The sequence below is a fragment of the Bifidobacterium adolescentis ATCC 15703 genome, from assembly GCF_000010425.1.
GTDB classification, from domain to species: domain Bacteria; phylum Actinomycetota; class Actinomycetes; order Actinomycetales; family Bifidobacteriaceae; genus Bifidobacterium; species Bifidobacterium adolescentis.
Genome location: NC_008618.1, coordinates 1483809 through 1498085, shown reverse-complemented (window position 1 = coordinate 1498085; position 14277 = coordinate 1483809). Strand labels below are relative to the sequence as shown.

The 14277-nt window shown below is 55.3% G+C and carries 11 protein-coding genes; 7 read left to right on the top strand and 4 right to left on the bottom strand.

Translation table 11 applies throughout. The annotated features are described in order from the left end of the window. The first annotated feature begins 37 nt into the window (after positions 1-37). The 3 genes from BAD_RS06360 (at position 38) to BAD_RS06350 (ending at position 3789) form a co-directional block, all read left to right on the top strand. Entirely contained in the window at positions 38-1684 is a 1647-nt protein-coding gene (locus tag BAD_RS06360) for a glycoside hydrolase family 43 protein (RefSeq protein ID WP_011743526.1), read from the top strand. Between the two features lie 222 nt (positions 1685-1906). Continuing rightward, the gene (locus tag BAD_RS06355) at positions 1907-3106 is read left to right on the top strand and encodes a glycoside hydrolase family 5 protein (RefSeq protein ID WP_011743525.1); all 1200 of its coding nucleotides are present in this window, start codon (positions 1907-1909) and stop codon (positions 3104-3106) included. 47 nt (positions 3107-3153) lie between these two features. Then, the gene (locus tag BAD_RS06350) at positions 3154-3789 is read left to right on the top strand and encodes a TetR/AcrR family transcriptional regulator (protein WP_003834147.1); all 636 of its coding nucleotides are present in this window, start codon (positions 3154-3156) and stop codon (positions 3787-3789) included. Positions 3790-4113: 324 nt separating this feature from the next. Here the strand turns inward: BAD_RS06350 and BAD_RS06345 are convergent, their stop codons facing one another. Together BAD_RS06345 and BAD_RS06340 are read right to left on the bottom strand one after the other, a co-directional pair. Continuing rightward, positions 4114-5301, bottom strand: a complete 1188-nt coding sequence (locus BAD_RS06345) for an ATP-grasp domain-containing protein (RefSeq protein WP_011743524.1) — start codon at positions 5299-5301, stop codon at positions 4114-4116. A gap of 39 nt (positions 5302-5340) precedes the next feature. Continuing rightward, positions 5341-6579, bottom strand: a complete 1239-nt coding sequence (locus BAD_RS06340; RefSeq protein ID WP_003834150.1) for an MFS transporter — start codon at positions 6577-6579, stop codon at positions 5341-5343. Between the two features lie 95 nt (positions 6580-6674). On the opposite strand from BAD_RS06340, the gene BAD_RS06335 reads away from it, so the two are divergent. From BAD_RS06335 to BAD_RS06325, 3 genes are all read left to right on the top strand, one after another. Next, entirely contained in the window at positions 6675-6998 is a 324-nt protein-coding gene (locus BAD_RS06335) for a TetR family transcriptional regulator (protein WP_231836966.1), read from the top strand. A gap of 174 nt (positions 6999-7172) precedes the next feature. Beyond that, complete coding sequence (locus tag BAD_RS06330) at positions 7173-9515, top strand: glycoside hydrolase family 3 N-terminal domain-containing protein (RefSeq protein ID WP_113736376.1); 2343 nt, start codon at positions 7173-7175, stop codon at positions 9513-9515. Positions 9516-9587: 72 nt separating this feature from the next. Next, on the top strand, positions 9588-9866 hold the full coding sequence (locus BAD_RS06325) for a hypothetical protein (protein WP_041777370.1): 279 nt from the start codon (positions 9588-9590) through the stop codon (positions 9864-9866). On the opposite strand, the gene BAD_RS06320 is transcribed toward BAD_RS06325, so the two are convergent. Together BAD_RS06320 and BAD_RS06315 are read right to left on the bottom strand one after the other, a co-directional pair. Beyond that, positions 9841-11043, bottom strand: a complete 1203-nt coding sequence (locus tag BAD_RS06320; RefSeq protein WP_011743521.1) for a glycerate kinase family protein — start codon at positions 11041-11043, stop codon at positions 9841-9843. The genes BAD_RS06325 and BAD_RS06320 overlap by 26 nt on opposite strands. A gap of 55 nt (positions 11044-11098) precedes the next feature. Beyond that, a complete protein-coding gene (locus BAD_RS06315; RefSeq protein WP_041777369.1) occupies positions 11099-11677 on the bottom strand; it encodes a TetR/AcrR family transcriptional regulator in 579 nt (192 codons plus the stop codon). Positions 11678-11932: 255 nt separating this feature from the next. Here BAD_RS06315 and BAD_RS06310 point away from each other — a divergent pair, with 255 nt between their 5' ends. Continuing rightward, entirely contained in the window at positions 11933-14188 is a 2256-nt protein-coding gene (locus BAD_RS06310; protein ID WP_011743519.1) for an exo-alpha-(1->6)-L-arabinopyranosidase, read from the top strand. Positions 14189-14277: the final 89 nt, after the last annotated feature.

Sequence of the window (14277 nt, the reverse complement as noted above, 5' to 3'; positions counted from 1 at the left end):
AAGCAACGCGTGATATCAAGAACATTAAGGAACGACAATGCTGCATAATCCGATCTTCAAAGGCTTCAATCCTGATCCGGCCATCTGCCGTAAAGGCGACGACTACTATGTTGCTGTCTCTACATTCGAATGGTTCCCGGGTATTCCGATTTACCATTCGAAGGATATGAAGCATTGGGAGCTGCTCACCCACGTGCTTACTGATGATACGAAGCCGAACCTCACCAAGCTGCCGAGCGCTAAGGGCATTTGGGCTCCATGTCTCACGTATTGTGAGGAAGAGGACATGTTTTACGTGATTTACGGCGTTATGAACTCCATGAATGCACGCTATTTCGACGTGAATAATTATCTGATTAAGTCAAAGAGCATTGAAGGTCCGTGGAGCGAGCCGGTATATCTGACATCTTCTGGTTTCGACGCGTCCATTTTACATGATGACAATGGCAAGAAGTACATCGTCAGCTTGGAGTGGGAGACCCGTGAAGGCTATGAGAAGCCGGGCGTGATCTGCTGTGTGGAATATGATCCGGAAACCAAGCATGTGGTTGGCTATCCGAAGCGTATATGGCGTGGCGCTACTGATCGTGGCTGCATTGAGGCTCCGCATCTGACCAAGCGTGACGGCTGGTATTACATTATGTGCGCCGAGGGTGGCACTGGCTACAACCATGCCGTGACCATGGGCCGTTCCCGCAATGTGTGGGGTCCGTATGAGCCGGATCCGAATGGTCCGCTCGTCACTTCGCAGCCGAAGGAGTCAAACGAGCGTGCTGATGACGATCATTTGAAGCCGCGCTATTTCAACCCGGATTCCGTGCTGCAGAAGTCCGGGCACGGCTCCTACGTGGATCTGCCGAACGGCGAGACATATCTTGTGCACCTGACCAGCCGTCCGTTTGTGCCGGAATTACGTTGTACGCTTGGCCGTGAAACCGCCATTCAGAAGATGACATGGACGAATGACGGCTGGCTGCGCATGGCGGACGGCTCCAATCTGGCCAAACTCGAAGTCGAAGAGCCGGATCTGCCGGATGCGCCGATGCCGGAGATTCCCGGGCACGACGACTTCGACGGCGGCGCGATCGGCAACTGGTATTATTCGCCGCGGCAGATGCCGACCACCTTCGCCAACGTGACGGAACGCCCCGGTTGGCTGCGCATCCGCGGCGAGGAATCGTTGGCATCGCTCAACCGCACGAGCCTGATCGCACGCAAACTCACCAGCGTGTACGCCACCGTCACCACGAAGATGGAGTTCGAGCCGGAAGTCTACCAGCACAGCGCTGGCTTGACCATCTACTACGACAACATGAATAATATTTTCCTGCGCAAGTATTATTCACAGACGCTTGGCGGCAGCGCGATTTCGATTGTGCGTCTCGAAAACGGTGAAAAGACGGAAATGCTTGACACTCGCGTTGCTGTGGAAGACAAGCCGATCTATTTCCGTTTGAATATCGAAGGTCGTCGTACTTGGTTCGAGTGGGGTTATGATGGCGAGAACTGGACCAAGATTGGCCCGGATTTCGACACTACCACCTTCTCTGACGAATACTGCAAGTACGGCGAATTCACCGGCACTATGGTCGGCATCGCCATCACCGACGCCGCTCTGCACGAGAAGACCGCCGACTTCGACTTCTTCGACTACGAGGCGGACGAGACGAAGCCCGTCGACTGATCCCGCCCGGCCGGCCACCACGATCATTCAACGACCCTGATCCGGCTGTGATCCGATTCCGAGCGGCCGCGTGGCCGCTCGCGGGGCGCATACAATGGACCAAGGAACGTTGCGAATGACGCGCGGTTCCTTGGCCCATTGGGCCGAATGGGTTTTGCCATGGGTTGTGATGGGCGGAAGCGAAAAGTCGGGCAACCCCCGAACGTAAGGGCGGTGAGACGCATGGTGCTAGGCATCGACGAGCGAATCGACGGCGTGAACCTCGGCAACTGGCTGGTGCTGGAGAAATGGATGGATCCGAAACCGTTCACCCGCAGCGCCGAAGACGATGAAATCTGGATGCACCGCACGCACGTATCCCTCTGGTCCGAACGGAATCTCGCCGAGGAACTGCGCCGGCACCGCGAAACCTACATCACCTTGGAGGATTTCCGTATTATCGTCGGTCACGGAATCAACCTCGTACGCATTCCCATACCGTATTTCATCTTCGGCGACTGGCCCGGGCATCCGGGCTGCATCACGTACCTCGACCGCGCGTTCCGCTGGGCGCGGGAGACGGGATTGAAGATTATGATTGACCTGCATACCGTTCCCGAATCGCAGAACGGTTTCGACAACGGCGGTCTGACGGGTGTGTGCAAATGGGCGCAGAATACGGACTTGGTGGAGTACACGCTGAACGTGCTGGAGCGATTGGCTCGCCGATACCGCGACGAACCGGCCCTGCACAGCATCGAAGTACTCAACGAACCAGTGAGCTGGTCGGTGTTCCATAGCACGTCGAACACGGCGAAAGACTCTCATGAGGCTTCCGGTAGCATGTATGTCTCACTGCGGTTTCTGAAGCGCTTCTACCGCGACGCTTACGCCCGGTTACGCGCCGTGCTACGTCCGGAAACCGTGATCGTATTCCATGACGGTTTCCGACTACTCCGCTGGGGCGGTTGGTTTCGTCGTGCTGGCATGCGCAACGTCATGCTCGACACCCATCAGTATCTCATCGCGATGGAGGATCCGCTGTTTTCGGGACCGGCACGCCGGCTGTACCTGCGATCGCGGCGACTGCCATGGCTGTACCGGATGCTGGTGGGCGCGAGTGGCATCGCCATCCGTTCGGCGGCCCGTCGTATTCCCGTGCTGGTGGGCGAGTGGTGCGTGGAGAATCAGTGGGCCCTACACAGCCAAAACCGATCGGCTGCATACCGCCAAGTGTCACGATTGCAACGCGCGGCATGGGACGTGTCGGCGGGGCAGATCTATTGGAGCTACCAGCTTGCGCGCTCCGCGAAACCGGGTAGTGGCGAAGGGAAACCGCCGCGGGATCCTCGCAACGGCGGCAATCTTGAGGCGTGGGATCTGACTCGCGTATGGCGTCATGGATGGATTCGGGCGGATACCTCTCACGATGACGTGCCATAGGCAGTCAATCAACGGCAATCGACGCAAGGTGCATTAGACTCGGAATCATGGCAGAGGAAGAGACTTCGAAACGTATCCGAAAATCACCGCAGGAGCGTCGAGCGGAAGTGCTGGATGCGGCTGTTCAGCTGATCAGTGAGCGTGGATTCAATGGCATTTCCATCCAAGACGTGGCCGACAGGGTCGGCATCTCCAAACAAGGCGTGTTGCGATACGTCGACAACAAAGACAAAATGCTGGCGCTGGTATATGACGAATACTACGGGCAGACCGGCACGCCGGAGGACTTCTTCTCTTCGGGCATGCCGGGCAGCGACCCGTCCGCGCCGCATTTTCCCGCGTATCTGCGCTACCTGGTGAAACACAACTCGCGCCGCCGCATGATGGTGCAGCTGTTCACCGTGCTGTCGGTGGAATCCCTGAACCCGGATCACCCATTGCATGACGAATTCATGGGACGCATGGAGGACATCTGGGAACACTACTCGAAATACCCGTGGGTGGTTCCGCCGCAATTGGGCGCATGGGCCGGCAGCATGCGGCCAGTGGTGCGCAAAGCCATGGAAATCATGGATGGCATTCAGCTGTGGTGGCTGCGCGAACCGGAAGTGGACTTGTGTGAGGAATGGTCCGAAATGGAGAATCTGCTGTTTCCCGCGCCCCTCTGGGATGCATGCCGCTGATTTTATGTGTGTTCCGCATACGTTCGGGGGTGACCTGACGGCCACCCTCATTTTGCTTATCTTCTATTGTGGTAGTGCCTGAAAAGTTTGCTGAAAGAGACATGCTGGTTTCTTGAGATGTCGACCATTTTGATGCAGTCAGACTACCTGCTGCGCTTCCCGTATAGACGCCAATGCTGGTTCCCAACATCCCTAGCGATACTAGTATCATTATTTTACGGAAGAGTCTAGATTCAGTAGAATTACCAATTCTACATAATAATTCGTCATATATAGAACCTGCTGCAGAATTAGTTACAATTGTCCCTCTGTAAAAAGTTAATTTTACTCATTATATTGACTATTTATAAGATAATTAGAACGTTGAATAATCTCAGATTCATTCTTGCCGGAAATAAGAAATTTCCTGTCAGAATCAACAGAGTTATGAGCGATACCTTTTTTCTTGCCCACAGATTCCAAAACCGCCCAATCCGGGATTTCTTTTTCCTTTGGCCAGTTCAATCCAGCGGTTTCCAGCAGTATGCCATACTGAGATGATCGCGTAATATTCGCATCCGCATCGACAAGACCAAGTTCCAATAGGAAGTTGGCCTTGCTTTGGTCTATGCCATAGGCGGCTGCCAGCTCCTGCTTGATGAGACCGCCTCCTCTGCGTGCCGCCATTTCCCCGAATACGAAATCACCGGTTTCATTCTTATAGAATTCGATATGCATCACATTCGGAATCGTCTGATCGTTGAAAGATGCAATTAATTGCTTTGTCAGTCGGAGCAGCTCGGAATAGTCGGCACCGTTCTCATCCAACATCACGGAACCGGTGTTTTGTTTCTCGAAATCCAGTGGCGGGACAAGGTACCGTGATGGTGAGATCAGAATCGAACCGGAATTGATATAGACTACATCCACATGGTAGACGGAACCGGAACAATATTCCTCTAAGTAATACTGGTTTGAATGCACGTTTCGTATGAATTCCGGCTTGGTAGCTAAAGCAGGCAGGTCATCTTTCGAATGCAATATCGTAATGCCTGCAGACCCTGCGCCCCATCGAGGTTTGAGAACAACCGTCTCCCAACGATCGAACGCCGAAATAATATCTCCAAAGCCTTGGCAGGTGGTATAGGGAATAATCTTTAATCCGGCATCAAGGGCCGATTGTTTCATCGTGACTTTATCTCGACAGCTTAACGCCAGTTCATGCTGTAAACCGGGAATTCCAAATAAACTTCTCGCCTCTGCAACCCTCAGTACGTCTTCCTCTGAGCTGGAAACTATCCTATCTGGTTTAAATTTCCTGACAATATCAAAGAATTTTGCGGTAGCGCTATCAGAGGAATAATCGGAAACCTCGATTTCCTTGATGACGGAGCTCGGCCAACTATGGTGTGCGGCTCGATCGTTCGAGGTGAAGACCATAACTTCTAAACAATCGAAACGTTCTTGGATTTCCTCAATCCATTTAGGATAATTTGAGAAAGATTTGGGCTGTTGCAGCAATAATACTTTCATGTCATTCCCCTTCCGGTGTACTCACCAAGACTTTTTCTTTCAATGACGAATGATTCTTTGTCCACGTTTTCTAATTTGATTAGTGACGACTGCAGGCATTATTCCCACTAACGCCAGTGCACACCAATACCAAGCCGTCAATCCTGCAGGACGTAGTGCCGGAACGATCCAACCGCCAAGGAATGAGCCTGCCGATTCACCAATGGCTGCAATTATCAGCCGATAGTTCAGAATGTCCACCAAAGGCTTATCTGGCTGTGCCTCTACCAGAGCAATATTGATTAATGGCGCATAGATGCATTCTGCAATGGAGAACACAACCAAGGAAATGATGCATATCCACCAGTACGACGAGACTCCGCAGGCGAATAGTGCGAAGGAAATTCCATAAATCCCCAGGCTTTTGACTATGAATGAGGTGGCATTATGTTCTTTGGTCATATTGCGCGAGATGATCTTACTTACCGGCATTTGCAGTGCTATGACCGATATGGCATCAATGGAATAGAACAATCCTCTTATGACTGGACTATCGGATAACGAGTGGAATTCCAATGCCATTCCGGCAAAAAGCTGACCATTCATTATACTGCCCACGAACACCGCCAGGATGGCAAGAACCGTACCGGGACTTTTCAGCGAGTCTGTAATGGTCTTCACGATGGAGGAAGTGTTTTCCTCGCCGCTTTTCTCATTGCGTATGAAGACATGATGAGTCAGCGCTATTGGAGCTAGTAAAGCAGAAAAAGCATAGAGTCCGACGATGATTGCAATAAAGAGCGTTTGTCCGAAAGCTTTATATATGTAATTCGAGCCCAGAGGTCCAATCGCGGATCCAAGATTGGCTGCCATAGTCACTAAAGCAAACAAAGAAGCCTGAATTTTTTTATCCTTTACTGTAGCGATGATATGCCCTCGTAGGGCAAAATTAACCAATGAAAGACCGAGTCCCAGCAAAGCCAAATCCGCAAAAAGGAAGCCGATAAAACCACCCATTGCCGGTTGTAGCAGCAAAAGTGAAAAAACCATGAATCCGAAACCGGCCTCGGTGAGGGATACCGTTGAGAAACGCTCAATCAGGCTACCTATAAAAACAGTACTGCCTCTAGAAAAAAGAGATAAAATTCCGAGCGCCAGCCCAACATATAGCGATGACGCCGCAGAAACTTGGCCGGTGAGAATAACCGAAAGAAGGGAGAAGAGACCGCTGTACGCAGCAGTATTCAAAAAGTAATTCACTGATATGGAGTCTCTTTTAATATCGTTCGGCTTCTCCATTTGAATGGACCTTCTTTTATGCTTTACAAATAATGTCTCCCCATGCTAGTTGTCATAGGGGAATTGTTCATTGCTGCGTCCACATATAGTGACGCTTGGTTTTGGCATACTTGGGGGTGTCTGTTTCAAAGTTTACCGTGCTTTCTGCGGAATCGTTGAATCCTGAACATCCGTTGCATGATGAATTCACTGCTCGTATGGACGATATTTGGGAGAACTATTCGCAATATCCTTGGCTGATTCCTCCGCAATTGGGTTCATGGAAGTCGAGTATACGACCGGTGGTGCGTAAGGCCATGGAAATCATGGATGGTGTGCAATTATGGTGGTTGCGCGAGCCTGAAGTTGATTTATGCAAAGAGTGGGCTCAGATGGAAAACATGCTGTTTCCATCCCCGTTGTGGGATGCATATCGTTGATTTTGAATACTTGTTGAGATTGGCATTGCATGCGCGTGCGAAAAGGCGAGGGTCTGATGGTCCCTCGCCTTTTGCGTTGACGGGTTTATGTCGAGTTGCGGATGTGCATATGATATACTAAAATACCAATTGGTAATTAAAGGAAATCGCTTCAATGAGGAAAGTGAGCAATCCATGACCGAAACCACTGAAAATACTGTAAATCTGCCCTATAGGAATCCGAAACTTCCTACTGAGGAACGCATCGCCGATCTGCTTGGTCGAATGACCCTTGAGGAAAAAGTCGGACAGATGATGCAGCTTGACGCGCGAAGCGGCGATTTGGACGATCTGATCGTCAACAAGCACGTTGGTTCCATTCTGCACACCTCGCCGTCCGATCTGCCGAAAGCCGTGGAAACGGTGAACGCCAAAACCCGTCTCGGCATTCCGCTGGTGATCGGCGACGACTGCATTCACGGCTATTCCTTCTGGCCGGGAGCCACCATTTTCCCGGAACAGCTGGGCATGGCAACCACGTGGGATTCCGAAAAGGTACAGGCCGCGGGCCGTGCCACCGCCGAGGAAGTGTCAGCCACCGGCGTGCATTGGACGTTCTCCCCGGTGCTGTGCATCGCGCGAGACACCCGTTGGGGCCGCGTAGGCGAAACCTTTGGCGAAGATCCGTACCTGATTGGCGAAATGGCATCGTCCATTGTCAAGGGCTATCAAGGTGGAGCCAAGGCGGGCGAGCCGCTCGCCAAAGACGCGATCCTCGCATGCGCCAAGCATTTCGCAGGCTATTCCGAAACACAGGGAGGGCGTGACGCTTCCGAAGCCGACCTGAGCCACCGCAAGCTGGAATCCTGGTTCCTGCCGCCATTCGAACGCGTAGCCAAGGAAGGCTGTGGCACCTTCATGCTCGGCTACGAATCCATCGAAGGTGTGCCGGTCACCTTCAACAAGTGGCTGCTTTCCGACAAACTGCGTGGCGCTTGGAACTATCAGGGCACGCTCATCACCGACTGGGACAACGTCGGCCGTTCCGTGTGGGAGCAGAAGGTCAAGCCTGATTATGTGCAGGCTGCTGCCGATGCGGTCAAGTCCGGCAACGACTTGGTGATGACCACGCCAAAGTTCTACGAGGGTGCGATCGAAGCCGTGAAGACCGGTCTGCTTGACGAATCGTTGATCGATGCCGCCGTGGCTCGTATTCTCGCACTGAAGTTCCGTCTTGGACTGTTCGAAGATCCACGCTTGCCCGACCAGAAGCGTATCGATGCAGTGATCGGTTCCGAAGAGCATCAGCAGCTCAACCTTGAAGTGGCTCGCGAAGCCGTGGCATTGCTGAAGAACGACGGTTCACTGCCGTTCAACGTGGCCGGTGCGAAGCGTATCGCGGTCGTTGGCCCGCTCGCCGATGACGTCCAGACCCAGCTGGGCGACTGGGCAGGCAGCTCCGGCCAGATCAACTGGATGCCTGACGGCCACCCGCGTGAAATGATCACCACCGTGCTTGATGGTTTCAAGCAGCTCGCTCCGGAAGGTTGCGAGGTCGTGTACTCTCGCGGTGCCAACATCGTGGATTTGGTGCCCGATCCGGAAGGCGAGTTCTACCCGGATGGACAGCCTCGCCCGAAGATCGGCGTTTCCGCCAAGATTGATCGCGCACTGCTTGGCGAAGCCGTGGAAAACGCACGTAAAAGCGACCTGATCGTGGCCGTGGTGGGCGATGTGATCCAGGCCATTGGCGAAGGCTGCTCCACCGCCACGCTTGAACTGCTCGGCGGACAGAATGCACTGATCGATGCACTGTCGAACGTGGCTCGCGAAACCGGCAAGCCGTTCGTGGTGGTGCTCGTCAGCTCCAAGCCGCAAGTGCTGCCGGCATCCGTGATCGGTACCAATGGCGTGATTGTTGACGAAACTCCAGCCGAAGGCACTTCGGCTCTGCTGTGGGCTCCAAGCCCGGGCATGAAGGGCGGCCAGGCCATCGCCGAAATCATTCTCGGCGAAACCGAACCGAGCGGACGCCTGCCGATCACCTTCCCGCGTCACGCAGGACAGCTGCCGGTCTACTACAACCAGATTCGAGGCCAGCACGGCAACCGTTACGCCGACCTCACGCAGAATCCGGCATTCGCATTCGGCGAGGGTCTGAGCTACACCACGTTCGAATACGGAGATCCGACCATCACCAACGTTCCGGAATCCGGCATATTCGCCGAAACCGACACTGTGCATGCCGAAATCACCCTCACCAATACGGGCGATCGCAAGGGCACGGAAGTAGTACAGCTCTACATCGGCGACATCGTGACCTCCTACAGCTGGACTGATCGTGAACTTAAAGCATTCCAGCGCGTGGAACTCGAACCAGGCAAAAGTAAGACCGTTGCCTTCGACATTCCGGTTTCCGATTGCACCATCGTCGATTCGGAAGCTAACCGGATCGTCGAACCGGGCGAATTCGAAGTGCTTATCGGTCATTCCAGCCGTCGCGAACACTTGAAGCGCACCACCTTCACCGTCGCGTAAAAGCGAAACGAAATAAGCCGTGTCGCAGAACCTAATAATCGACACGCTAGTCTGATATGAGCCGCCTACGAAATGCCGATCGTGGGCGGCTCACATGAATGGGTCATCGTTGTGGCATACGCACTGTTTATGGCCGCTTCCGGATTCGTACTGGTGCCTGATCAGACGCATGCGTTGAACCAGTTGCCATCGTCAATGAACGCCGACTGTTCCGCGGTGATGAACGCCATACAGCAGCTTGCCGTCGCGATTGTGCTTGCCACTGGCGGTTATACGGCTTTGTTCCCGATCGCTGTGGTTGCGGTGCTGCTGGGCACGGTGTTCATCATGCTGATTCGCAAGGTGAAGTAGCTGCAGCTACTGCAGTAGCCGAAGCAACGCGCAGTGTGCCGGCGATTGCGGCACACGTAATCTCGACATTGCGTTCCGTATTGGCGATCAGCGTCGCAAGATCCGCCGACCCGGGCGCAATGCCGAACGTTGCGACGATGCCGGTCTCGTTCAACGCTTCGATGGTGTGTGGATCGCGGGTTACCGTTCCGCCAATGGCAATAGTTGGTTTTCCTTGCGATTGCGCCAGTTTCGCAATGCCATTCGGCACTTTGCCGTACGGTGTCTGACTGTCGATGGAACCTTCGCCGGTGATGATGACGTCGGCCCATGCGCATGCTTCTCGACCATGCGCAAGATCGAGCACAAGTTCGATTCCCGGCCGCACTGTTGTATTGAACAGGCCGAGCATCCCGCCGCCGGTACCGCCCGCGGCGCCTGTACCGGGAATGCGCTCAATATCGCGGCCATTGTATTGCATGATCGCGTGTGCGAGATTCGCGAGTCCCTGATCGAGGAGTTCGACCTGTGCTGTGTTCGCGCCTTTTTGCGGAGCGAACACATGCGCAGTACCTTCTGGTCCGGTCAAAGGATTGGCGACATCGCAGGCGAGAACAATCGGAACATTTTTTACAAAATCGGGAACTTCCGAATCGTCAATCCTCTCCAAATCAACAAGAGAACCGCCACCAAGCGGAATATCATGACCTGCCGTATCAAGAAAACGAAATCCAAGCGCGCGAGCCAATCCCGTGCCGCCATCCGTAGTGGCACTGCCGCCCAAACCAAGCACAATACGATCCGCGCCAGCGTCAATCGCAGCACGAATCAGCAAGCCGGTGCCGAACGTGGAAGCGGACAACGCATTGCGGTCGGCGGGGGAGACCCGTTCAAGTCCGCTTGCCGAAGCCAACTCGACTACGGCGGTGTGGAGAATACAAGAAGCATGATTATTGCCAAGAAAGCCAAACTGAGCGGTAATCGGGCGGCCGATCGCATCAACTGTCTCAACATTGTGCAACGTGCCGGCGGTGGCATGAACCAAGGCTTGCGTCAATCCTTCGCCGCCATCGGAAAGAGGCATGAGCCGGCATTCCGCCTGCGGATTGCCACGCTTAATGCCGCGAGCCATCGCCTGTGCGATTGCTTCAGCCGAAGCGGCTTCCTTGAACGAGTCCGGTGCCAGCAGAATCCGCATACATGTCTCCTTTTACGTCTGCATCCATACATTAATGCAGTGCCGGGGCAGAGGCTTAGCGGTAGTCCTCCCACATGGGCAGGGGGAACAGGGCGTCTTCGCATTCCGCCCACATGGCGTTCAGATCCTGACCGGGCGTGCGCAGCCAACGCAGCTGCACGCCATCCATCATGGCGAATCCCGCATTAAGCAGCCGACGCGTATCAACACCTTCGGGCACTTGCCAACGGATGTTGAGTGCGGTGTCGGCATTATGCAGCTCACGGTTGGCGAAGTACTCGTGTGCGGGGTGGTTCGGGTCGATCGCTTCGGCGCTCAACGTGGAAAACATGTGCACCTGAATCGGTCTGCGTGCGTTCACCGCCACGATTCTGCGCCACATGTCGGCGATCAACGGGCGTGGCTCACGTACTATGTCGGTAAGAATATCTTCCGTTTCGGAATCGTAGACTTCGTCCAGCGCGGCTGTGAGCAGTCCTTCCTTACTGCCGACATAATGCAGCACGCCAGCCTTGGTGAGTCCTACGCGATCGGCGATTTTCTGCAGGGAAGTGCCGTAATAGCCGAGCATTCCAAACAGTTCGACGGCCGCATTGAGAATCTCCGCTCTTCGGTCGACTTCTTCGTTGGCCATGATGATTCCCTCTCCTGCCTTCCATGAATGGCGATTCATGTGCGCTGCAATGCTTATGAATCGCCATTTCTCTCAAGTGGTAAATACTTGCAGTTACTTTACGGTCGGTTAACTGATTTTTCAAAGAAGATTGGCGTGTTGCGATGTTGATTTTGATAAAGTACCTACCGACCGGTTAGTAAAGATTTCGGGGTTGAGATTCCACAAGCCGGTTAACCGATACGAACTCAAGAAAACGATGCGAAAGAGGAACGTATGAGCGAAAACACCTATCCTTCCGTCAATGACCTGACGCTTGAAGAGAAAGCATCCCTAACTTCCGGCGGCGACGCTTGGCATCTGCAGGGCGTTGAAGCCAAGGGCATTCCCGGCTATATGATCACCGACGGACCCCACGGTCTGCGCAAGTCCAACTCGGCCACCACCGGCGAAGTCGATCTGAACAACTCCGTGCCCGCCACCTGCTTCCCGCCGGCCGCGGGCCTGTCCAGCTCGTGGAATCCGGAACTCATCCACCAGGTCGGCGAGGCCATGGCGGAGGAATGCATCCAGGAGAAGGTCGCCGTCATCCTCGGTCCCGGCGTCAACATCAAGCGCAATCCGCTCGGCGGCCGCTGCTTCGAATATTGGTCCGAAGACCCGTATCTGGCCGGCCATGAGGCAGTCGGCATCGTCGCCGGCGTGCAGTCCAAGGGCGTGGGCACCTCGCTCAAGCACTTCGCCGCCAACAACCAGGAGACCGACCGTCTGCGCGTATCCGCCAACATCTCCCAGCGGGCGCTGCGCGAGATCTACTTCCCGGCCTTCGAGCACATCGTCAAAACCGCCCAGCCATGGACCATCATGTGCTCCTACAACCGCATCAACGGCGTGCATTCCGCACAAAACCGCTGGCTGCTCACCGACGTGCTCCGCGACGAATGGGGGTATGAAGGCATCGTCATGAGCGATTGGGGCGCCGACCACGACCGCGTCGCCTCCCTCAACGCCGGCCTCAACCTTGAAATGCCGCCGAGCTACACGGACGACCAGATCGTCTACGCCGCACGTGACGGCCGCATCCAGCCCGAACAGCTCGACCGCATGGCCCAAGGCATGGTCGACCTCGTGAACAAGACGCGCTCCGCCATGAGCATCGACGATTACCATTTCGACGTGGACGCCCACGACGAGGTGGCCCATCAGGCCGCCATCGAATCCATGGTGCTGCTCAAAAACGACGACGACATCCTGCCGGTCGCTGCAAACGCGAAAATCGCCGTCATCGGCGAATTCGCCCGCACTCCGCGCTACCAGGGCGGCGGTTCGTCCCACATCACCCCGACCAAGATGACCAGCTTCCTCGACACCCTCGCCGCGCGGGGCGTCGACGTCGCGTTCGCACCGGGCTTCACCCTCGACCTCGAACCGGCCGATCGCACGCTCGAAGCCGAAGCCGTCGAAACCGCCAAAAACGCCGACGTCGTCCTCATGTTCCTCGGCCTTCCGGAAGCCGCCGAATCCGAAGGCTTCGACCGTGAAACCCTCGACATTCCAGCCAAGCAGGTCGAACTGCTCAAAGCCGTCGCCGCCGAAAACAAGAACATCGTCGTGGTGCTGTCCAACGGATCCGTCGTCTCCGTGGCACCATGGGCGGGCAACGCCAAGGGCATCCTCGAATCCTGGCTGCTTGGCCAGGCGGGCGGTCCGGCGCTCGCCGACGTGATCTTCGGCAAGGTCAGCCCGTCCGGCAAGCTGGCACAGACCATTCCGATGAACATCAACGACGATCCGAGCATGATCAACTGGCCGGGTGAGGAGGGGCACGTCGACTATGGTGAGGGCGTGTTCGTCGGCTACCGCTACTACGACACGTACGACAAGGCCGTCGACTACCCGTTCGGCTTCGGCCTGAGCTACGCGACCTTTGCGATCGACGGCGTGAACGTCGCCAAGACCGGCGCCAACACCGCACACGTCACCGCGACCGTCACCAACACGTCCGACGTGGACGCCGCCGAAACCGTGCAGGTCTACGTAGCTCCAGGCAAGGCCGCCGTAGCCCGCCCGAAGCATGAGCTCAAGGGCTTCCGAAAGGTGTTCCTCAAGGCCGGCGAATCGGCTGAGATTACCTTCGATCTGGACGAGCGCGCCTTCGCCTACTGGTCCGAGAAGTTCAACGACTGGCATGTCGAAGCCGGCGAATACACCGTCGAAGTCGGCACGTCCAGCCGCGACATCGCCGCCGTGGCCGTCGTCACGCTCGACGGCGACGGCAAGGCCCTGCCGCTCGACGAATGGTCCACGTTCGGCGAATGGGCCGACGATCCGGTCGGCTCCAAAATCGTCGCATCCGTGTATGCGGAAGGCGAGGCCGGCAATCTGCCGCAGCTGCCCGACAACGACATGATGCGCATGTTCCTCAAGTCCATGCCGATCAACTCCATGCCGATGCTGATGAGCGACGGCGGCAAGGCCATCACCGCCTTCATGCTCGACGAATACGCCAAAATCGCCGAAACCGCCGAATAAGACGGATTGACGTAAACAAGACGTAAGCAAAAGGAGTTTCAAGGATTTAGACCGAGGATGTGGCCCGCGAATGAACCGGTGCGGACCAC

Coding starts and splice junctions, on each gene's coding strand:
- BAD_RS06350 (WP_003834147.1), top strand. CDS start 3,154: ATGGCAGAGGAAGAGACTTCGAAACGTATCCGAAAATCACCGCAGGAG.
- BAD_RS06340 (WP_003834150.1), bottom strand. CDS start 6,579: ATGGAGAAGCCGAACGATATTAAAAGAGACTCCATATCAGTGAATTAC.
- BAD_RS06315 (WP_041777369.1), bottom strand. CDS start 11,677: ATGGCCAACGAAGAAGTCGACCGAAGAGCGGAGATTCTCAATGCGGCC.
- BAD_RS06360 (WP_011743526.1), top strand. CDS start 38: ATGCTGCATAATCCGATCTTCAAAGGCTTCAATCCTGATCCGGCCATC.
- BAD_RS06320 (WP_011743521.1), bottom strand. CDS start 11,043: ATGCGGATTCTGCTGGCACCGGACTCGTTCAAGGAAGCCGCTTCGGCT.
- BAD_RS06355 (WP_011743525.1), top strand. CDS start 1,907: ATGGTGCTAGGCATCGACGAGCGAATCGACGGCGTGAACCTCGGCAAC.
- BAD_RS06325 (WP_041777370.1), top strand. CDS start 9,588: ATGCCGATCGTGGGCGGCTCACATGAATGGGTCATCGTTGTGGCATAC.
- BAD_RS06310 (WP_011743519.1), top strand. CDS start 11,933: ATGAGCGAAAACACCTATCCTTCCGTCAATGACCTGACGCTTGAAGAG.
- BAD_RS06330 (WP_113736376.1), top strand. CDS start 7,173: ATGACCGAAACCACTGAAAATACTGTAAATCTGCCCTATAGGAATCCG.
- BAD_RS06345 (WP_011743524.1), bottom strand. CDS start 5,301: ATGAAAGTATTATTGCTGCAACAGCCCAAATCTTTCTCAAATTATCCT.